General features: G+C 63.6%; 7 protein-coding genes. 1 reads left to right on the plus strand and 6 read right to left on the minus strand.

Going from position 1 to position 5251, the window contains the following annotated elements; genetic code table 11:
* Window positions 1-44: 44 nt before the first annotated feature.
* Together eno and ndk are read right to left on the minus strand one after the other, a co-directional pair.
* Window positions 45-1361, minus strand: a complete 1317-nt coding sequence (eno, locus tag VMW12_13585) for a phosphopyruvate hydratase (GenBank protein ID HUZ50754.1) — start codon at window positions 1359-1361, stop codon at window positions 45-47.
* Between the two features lie 3 nt (window positions 1362-1364).
* Window positions 1365-1814 (minus strand): nucleoside-diphosphate kinase, encoded by a 450-nt coding sequence (ndk, locus tag VMW12_13590; protein HUZ50755.1) that lies wholly within the window; start codon window positions 1812-1814, stop codon window positions 1365-1367.
* Between the two features lie 83 nt (window positions 1815-1897).
* Between ndk and VMW12_13595 the strand changes: the two genes are divergently transcribed.
* Window positions 1898-2668 (plus strand): biotin--[acetyl-CoA-carboxylase] ligase, encoded by a 771-nt coding sequence (locus tag VMW12_13595; GenBank protein ID HUZ50756.1) that lies wholly within the window; start codon window positions 1898-1900, stop codon window positions 2666-2668.
* A gap of 7 nt (window positions 2669-2675) precedes the next feature.
* Here VMW12_13595 and VMW12_13600 read toward each other — a convergent pair whose 3' ends face one another.
* The 4 genes from VMW12_13600 to VMW12_13615 form a co-directional block, all read right to left on the minus strand.
* Window positions 2676-2888, minus strand: a complete 213-nt coding sequence (locus VMW12_13600) for a DUF3343 domain-containing protein (GenBank protein HUZ50757.1) — start codon at window positions 2886-2888, stop codon at window positions 2676-2678.
* A 6-nt stretch (window positions 2889-2894) separates the two neighbouring features.
* On the minus strand, window positions 2895-4238 hold the full coding sequence (locus VMW12_13605; GenBank protein ID HUZ50758.1) for a cache domain-containing protein: 1344 nt from the start codon (window positions 4236-4238) through the stop codon (window positions 2895-2897).
* A 33-nt stretch (window positions 4239-4271) separates the two neighbouring features.
* Window positions 4272-4484 (minus strand): DUF3343 domain-containing protein, encoded by a 213-nt coding sequence (locus tag VMW12_13610; GenBank protein HUZ50759.1) that lies wholly within the window; start codon window positions 4482-4484, stop codon window positions 4272-4274.
* A 6-nt stretch (window positions 4485-4490) separates the two neighbouring features.
* On the minus strand, window positions 4491-5251 hold a 761-nt coding region (locus tag VMW12_13615; protein ID HUZ50760.1), incomplete at its 5' end, for a cache domain-containing protein.

Raw genomic sequence — 5251 nt, forward strand, 5'->3', positions numbered from 1 at the left:
AACCTACGCGCAACCAGTTATGAGCCGGCCGCTCTGCCGCTGAGCTACGGGCCCGCGAGGCGGAATGCCTTGGCTCCCGGGTAGCTAGCGGCCTGCCCGAGCTGCTCCTCGATGGCCATCAGCCGGTTGTACTTCGCGACCCGGTCGCTGCGCGCGAGCGACCCGGTCTTGATCTGCCCGGCGCCGGTCGCGACGGCGATATCCGCGATGCTCGTGTCCTCGGTCTCGCCCGAGCGATGCGAGATCACCGTGGTATAGCCCGACTTCTGCGCCAGGGCCACGGCGTCGAGCGTCTCGGTGAGCGTGCCGATCTGGTTGACCTTGATCAGAATCGAATTGGCGACGCCTTCCTTGATGCCGCGTTCCAGGCGCTGCGTGTTGGTCACGAAGATGTCGTCGCCGACGATCTGTACGCGGTCGCCCAACGCGTCGGTCATCCGGCACCAGCCGTTCCAGTCGTCTTCGGCGAAGCCGTCCTCGATGGAAACGATCGGGTAGCGGTCGCACAAGTCGCGATACAAGTCCACCATTTGCTCGGCGGTCAGCCCGTGTTGCTTGTCGTGTGCGTAGTAGAGGCCGTCTTGGAAGAACTCCGTCGATGCGGGATCGAGCGCAATCGCGATATCGGCACCGGGCTTGTAGCCCGCGCGTTCGATCGCGCTGCACAGCAACGCCATCGCTTCGTCGATAGAATCGAGCGGCGGAGCGTAACCGCCCTCGTCGCCCACGAGCGTCGGAAAACCGCGTTCGTGCAGCAGTTTGCCGAGCGCGTGAAACACCTCCGAGCCGTACCGTATGGCTTCGGCAAGCGTGGGGGCGCCGATCGGCATCACCATGCACTCCTGGAATTGCAGCGCGCCTTCGGCGTGTTTGCCGCCGTTGATGACGTTCATCATCGGCACCGGCAGCGTCGCCGCCGACGGGCCGCCCAGATAGCGGAAGAGCGGAACCGATAGGCTGGAAGCAGCCGCACGCGCGACCGCGAGCGAGACGCCGAGCAGCGCATTCGCACCGAGGTTCGCCTTGTTCGGCGTTCCGTCGAGCTCGATCATGCGCTCGTCGATCTCGCGTTGTGCGGTCGCGTCGAGCCCTTCTAATGCGGGGCCGAGGATTTCGTTGACGGCGGCAACGGCTTTGCGAACGCCTTTACCGTTGTAACGTTTGGCATCGCCGTCGCGTAATTCGACGGCTTCGTGCGCGCCGGTCGAAGCGCCCGACGGCACCATCGCTTCTTCCACCGAGCCGAAGCTGGTGGCGACGGTGACGGCAATGGTGGGGTTGCCGCGCGAATCGAGCACTTCGCGCGCGTGGACGCCCTCAATCAGCGGGCGTCCGCCGCCGCGCAACAATTCCAGCGACATCGGCTATTCCTTGATCCAGCGCTCGAGATCGTGCTTGCGCGAAACGAACTCGCCTTCGGTGAAGAAGATCTTCAGTTCGCGTTCGGCGCTGGCTTTGCTGTCGCTGCCGTGCACGAGGTTGCGGCCGATCGTCTGTGCGAAATCGGCGCGCATCGTGCCGGGTGCGGCGTTGAGCGGATCGGTTGCACCGATCAGCTGGCGGCAGCCGTCGATCGCGTTCTCGCCTTCAACCGCAAGCGCCACGAGCGGGGCGCTGGTGATGAAGCTCACCAAATCGCCGAAGAACGGCCGGTCTTTGTGTTCGGCGTAATGCTCCCGAGCTTTGTCGCCGGAAAGCTGCACGAGCTTCATCGCCGCGATCAGGTAGCCGCGGCGCTCGAGGCGCGCGATAATTTCGCCCACCAAGCCGCGCGAAACGGCATCGGGTTTGCAGAGTAAGAGGGTGGTTTCAATAGCCATAGCACCGCGCAATACGCCAATAGCGGCCCTTTGCCTCTCGCCCAGGCGCGGGGCGCCACGGGCCGTAACAAGCAGGTATGGATCATCCCTACGCGCAGGTTGCGCGGAACCTCATGGGCACCGCCTTCGCCAAGATTCGCTACGTTGAACGCACCGGGAGCACCAACGACGACGCGGCTGAGCTGCTGGGCGACCCGGAGGGGTTCGGCCTGACGATCGTGGCGGAGGCCCAAGATCGCGGCAGCGGCCGAAAAGGGCGATCCTGGGTCGCCCAGCCGGGAACCTCGCTGCTCTTTACCACGATTCTGCCCCGGGCGATCCCCACCGCCGACCTGTGGATCGTCCCCTATGCCGTCGCCATCGCGGTGCGGCGCGCCCTGTTTGAGAGCGGCGTGCCGACCACGCTGCATTGGCCCAACGATCTGCTCCTCGGCGATCGCAAGGTCGCCGGCATTCTCTGCGCGACGCGAATCGTCGGCGACCGGGCCTGGGTGGCCGCCGGCGTCGGCATCAACGTGCATCGCATTCCCGGCGCGAGTGCGGGGATCGATCCACCGCCCGCATTCTGCGACGACATCGTCCCGGTCGATCGCGCGGCGTTGCTCGAACGAATGCTGCTGGTGTTCGATGCGTGGAATGAGACGCTCTCGATGCCGCAGCGTATCGCGCGCGTCTGGGAGCGCGCAGCCGGGCTTCCCGGCAGGCGCTATCGTCTGCTGCTCGACGGCGCACGCGAACCGTTCGAGGCAACGGCAATCGGGATTGCGACCGGCGGCGGATTGATCGTCGAACGCGCCGGCGGAGCGCGCGAAACCATCGAACTCGCCGACGCTCGCGCGCTCCGCTAGCCGCTTTTTAGACGACCCCTCCGAGTGCGATGCCCGCGGTGCCGAGCGCGCTCTTGGCGCGTTCGACCGCGCCTGCATCGATCGACAGGCAGAGATTCGCCGAACTCGTCACGTTGGCGGGTTTCGGAATCATTTTCGCGGTAATGCCCGAATCTTTGAGCGCCTTGGTGGCGATCATCGTATCGGCGTTGCTGGCGAAGAACAAGACGACGTCTGCCATAGTCGGCTAATTCTTTTCCCCGGTAACCAGTTCGTTGAGGCCGCCCGCTACTTCGTTGAGCTCGGCGACGCGGTGCACCGCTTGTTGCATCCGGCCGCCCATCTCTTGCGAAAGCGTGTCGATCACGATGACGTCACAATAGACCTCATCGTTCAGCAAGCGCAGTTCGGTCACCGCGGGCGAAGGCGCACTCGCTTCGATGGTCGCGATAAGGGCGCCGCTCTTCTCGACCGCAACTTTGGTCTGCGCGATGTGGTCGCCCGAGACTTCCGCCCCTACGATCACCACACCGAGTTCTTTGGCCGCCGCACGAACCTGCTGGCTGCGTTTGGCCAGCGTATTCGAGATCGCTTGGACGATCGGGATGGCGAGTGCGAGGGCGATGACCATCGCGAGCAATCCCCACAGCACGAGCGTCTGCGTCGTGTGGTTGATGATGCTCGTGATCTGCGTCATCGGGACGCCGTACCAACGCGCGCCGATGGTTTTGTTTTGGTCGCTCTGGACCGGATCGATGTGCACGAGATACTGCGTACCGCCTTCGGTATCCGGGCCGGTATAGGGTTGCCCGTTTTTCAACACCGCGTCGGCTGCCGGCACCTGCACGTCGACGGCGCGCGTGCCGTCGGCCCGCATGATCGTGCTCGCGACGATCGCATTGCCTTCCAGGATTGCCGACGCGCCGCCGAGCGAGTGCGCCGCTTGGTCGATCAGGTCGTAGTAGCCGTTCGTCGTGAATTCGTGATTGAGCAGGATGCCGCCGTAGATCGCACCGATGGTGCGCTCGTTTTGGTCGCTGATCGGCGCAGCGGCCACCAGCGCAAGGCCTTGATTGGTCTGCGCGACCGATTTTCCGTCGGGCCCCTTGATATCGGCCTGCGCCTGTGAGACGAGGCCCTCACCGGCCAGCACCACGGGTCCGAGCAGCGTTGCGGTGCTCACCGTTTCTCCCGTTAGCGCGCGTTTCACCAATGAGTTCTGCGCGAGCGTTCCCGGCTGCGGCCCGTTCGCGCGCGCCACAACTTTGCCGCTACCGTCTACGATCGTCAAGAACGAAAGTCCCGACGTTCGGGCGATGTTCGCCAACTGCTTCCGCATCGCGCCGACGTTTTTCGATTCGAGATTCTTTCGCAAGCTATCGGAGACCGCATCCTGCGATACCAGGAGCTTGATCTGATCTTTGTGGGAATCCCAATAGCCGCCAAAGGCGCCCGCGCCGTTGGTGACTTCGGTTTCTCCCAGCGCGAGCAAATCGCGCTGAAGCACCAAACGCGCCGCGACGACGCTGATGAGAAAGAATAGGACGATTGCACCAATGATCGTACCGAGAAGCCGTACGCGTAAGCTCATCGAGTTTCTCTCCTTAGCAACGAAGCTACATGGTTAGACCACACCTCCGAGCGCGATACCGGCGGTACCGAGCGCGCTCTTGGCGGGTTCGACCGCGCCCGCATCGATCGAAAGGCATAGGTTCGCCGAACTCGTCACGTTGGCGGGCTTCGGAATCATCTTCGCGGTAATGCCGGAGTCTTTGAGCGCCTTGGTGGCGATCATCGTGTCGGCATTACTGCCGAAGAACAAGACGACGTCTGCCATAGCCGGCTAGTTCTTCTCGCCGGTAACCAGTTCGTTGAGGCCGCCCGCGACTTCGTTGAGCTCGGCGACGCGATGCACCGCCTGTTGCATCCGGCCGCTCATCTCTTGCGAGAGCGTGTCGATCACGATGATGTCGCCCTCTAGCTCGTCGTTGACGGCACGCAGTTCGCTCATCTTCGGCGAAGGCGCACCTGCCTGAATCTCGGCGATCAGCGCGCCGCTCTTCTCTACCGCGGCCTTCGTCTGCGCGATATGGTCGCCCGAGACTTCGGCCCCGACGATCACCACGCCGAGTTCTTTGGCGGCAGCGCGAACCTGCTGGCTGCGTTTGGCCAGCGTGTTCGAGAGCGCTTGAACGATCGGGATGGCGAGTGCGAGCGCGATGATCATCGCGAGCAGTCCCCACAGCACGAGCGTCTGCGTCGTATGGTTGATAATGCCGGTGATCTGCGTCATCGGGATGCCGTACCAGCGCGCGCCGATGGTTTGATTCTGATCGTTCTGAATCGGGTCGACGTGGACCAGGTACTCGGTGCCGCCTTCGGTATCGGATCCGGTATAGGGCTGGCCCGTTTTTAGAACCGAGTCCGCGATCGGAACCTGCACGTCAACGGTACGCGTACCGTCGGGTTGCGCGATCGTGCTTGCAGCGATCGCATCGCCGTCCAATAAGGCCGCCGACCCGCCGAGCGCGCGCGTCGCCTGATCGACCAAATCGTAGTAGTGATTGAGCAGGATACCACCGTAAATCGCACCGATGGTCCGCT

The sequence above is a fragment of the Candidatus Dormiibacterota bacterium genome, from assembly GCA_035532835.1.
Classification (GTDB): domain Bacteria; phylum Vulcanimicrobiota; class Vulcanimicrobiia; order Vulcanimicrobiales; family Vulcanimicrobiaceae; genus DAHUXY01.

What these genes read in the sequence shown, in the direction of transcription:
- eno (HUZ50754.1), bottom strand. Translation starts at nt 1,361, where the DNA reads ATGTCGCTGGAATTGTTGCGCGGCGGCGGACGCCCGCTGATTGAGGGC.
- VMW12_13595 (HUZ50756.1), top strand. Translation starts at nt 1,898, where the DNA reads ATGGATCATCCCTACGCGCAGGTTGCGCGGAACCTCATGGGCACCGCC.
- VMW12_13600 (HUZ50757.1), bottom strand. Translation starts at nt 2,888, where the DNA reads ATGGCAGACGTCGTCTTGTTCTTCGCCAGCAACGCCGATACGATGATC.
- VMW12_13605 (HUZ50758.1), bottom strand. Translation starts at nt 4,238, where the DNA reads ATGAGCTTACGCGTACGGCTTCTCGGTACGATCATTGGTGCAATCGTC.
- VMW12_13610 (HUZ50759.1), bottom strand. Translation starts at nt 4,484, where the DNA reads ATGGCAGACGTCGTCTTGTTCTTCGGCAGTAATGCCGACACGATGATC.